We start from the raw sequence: 1,570 nt of genomic DNA on the forward strand, positions 1-1,570 counted from the left end.
CCCCTCCCCTTGCAGGGGGTTCTGAAGGGGGGCGGAGCCGCCCCTTTCTTTCTTTTCTTGTTGCCATGAAATATTAAGGAAGATAAGTTTTAAGGGTGCCGGTTGCCCTGTTGTGCCGTATAGTCGGTGAGTTCCATAGTTTGCAGTTGTTTGTGGAGGTATTTCTGTGCCCTTTTGCCGGCCTCCAGGCGCAGGTCAACGATGTTGTCTGCCTCATCGACGATCTCCACCTTCATGATCTCCTCAACGATGTCCTCGAGTGTAACGATACCAACCAACATGCCGTACTCGTCATAGACTATGGCGAGGTGGTTTCTGCTCTGTAGCAGTTCGTTCATCAGGGTACCGAGTTTTTTGGTTTCGGGGATGATCAGCACCTTGTCGTGTCTGTAGACGTCCGAAACACTGGAGCCAGGCTCTACGGCTATGAGGTCCTTGGCATAGAGCAGGCCGATTATGTTGTCGGGCTTGTCCCTGTAGACGGGGATTCTGGTAAAGCCGTTTGCCTTGACCTCCGAAAGGGTCTTGTTATCGAGGGTGGCATTTACTTCGAGACTGAACAATACCGAGCGCGGGGTCATGATATCGGCAGCGATCTTGTCCGAGTACGAAAGCGCCCCGAGGATGATTCGCTCTTCGTTGGCATCGACGCTGGACTCCGGACGGTCCTCGTGAAACTTGATGATCTCCTGCAACTCCTGCTTGCTCCACACGGTTGGCATTTCGGCTCCAAGGGTCATGTCAAGCAGCCTTGAGAGGGGATAGGCTATCGGATATAAAACAAAGAGAAATATCTTTACCAACCATATTGCCCTAGCCCCTATCTTTAAGGCATACCGCGAAAATATGGCCATCGGCACAATTTCACCAAAGAGCACAATCAAAGAGGTAGAAACAGCCCCTGCACTAACCCCGCTGACGATTGTCCCCAGAAAGATTGAAAGCGTACTGTTGACTGCAACGTTACCAAGCAATAGGGTACACAACAATTGATTGCCCCTCTTGCGTACCGGATAAATCCTCCGGGCATCTCTGTCACCCAGGTTGACCTTGCGTTGCAATTCGGTCACGTTCAACCCCATGACCCCAATAGTCAACCCTGAAAACGACGCGGATAACAACAGCAACAGAACTATTACAATATAAACCAACTCTTATATTATATCAATAACCAGGTTGCGTGGTCAACCCCGACAATCCTTGACCACAAAGCACCGGTCGGCAGAGAACTCATTGCAGCTCTTTCAACGCTGTCTCCTCGGAGTCGTAGACACTAAAGATGGTGTTGTAAAAGCCGGCCAGTTTAAATATCCGCTCGATGCGTTCCGTCATGGCAACGAAGAGGAGTTTTCCCCCCTGCCCCTGGAGCTTTTTTGCAGGAGCGATAAAGCTGCTGAGGCCGGCGCTGGAGATAAACTGCAAACCGCTTACGTTAATTATAAAGCGCGTCTCTCCATTGGCCATACACTGTTCAATGGTACTGCCGAACTGTCGTGCAGTGGAGCTGTCGAGACTACCCTTTATGGCCATAATCGTTACGTTGTTTTTCTTACTGGTCAGGATTTCCATA

2 protein-coding genes are annotated in these 1,570 nt (G+C 50.3%); both read right to left on the reverse strand.

Annotation, left to right across the window (positions count from 1 at the left end):
- Positions 1-89: 89 nt before the first annotated feature.
- Positions 90-1,151 carry a CNNM domain-containing protein gene (locus HWQ67_RS18075; protein ID WP_218254088.1) on the reverse strand — a complete coding sequence of 354 codons (1,062 nt, stop codon included), beginning with the start codon at positions 1,149-1,151 and terminating at the stop codon, positions 90-92.
- A gap of 79 nt (positions 1,152-1,230) precedes the next feature.
- The coding region (locus tag HWQ67_RS18080) for an STAS domain-containing protein (protein ID WP_218254089.1) at positions 1,231-1,570 on the reverse strand (340 nt) is incomplete at its 5' end.

Origin of the sequence: Candidatus Magnetobacterium casense (assembly GCF_019173545.1) — a bacterium.
Lineage (GTDB): Bacteria > Nitrospirota > Thermodesulfovibrionia > Thermodesulfovibrionales > Magnetobacteriaceae > Magnetobacterium > Magnetobacterium cryptolimnobacter.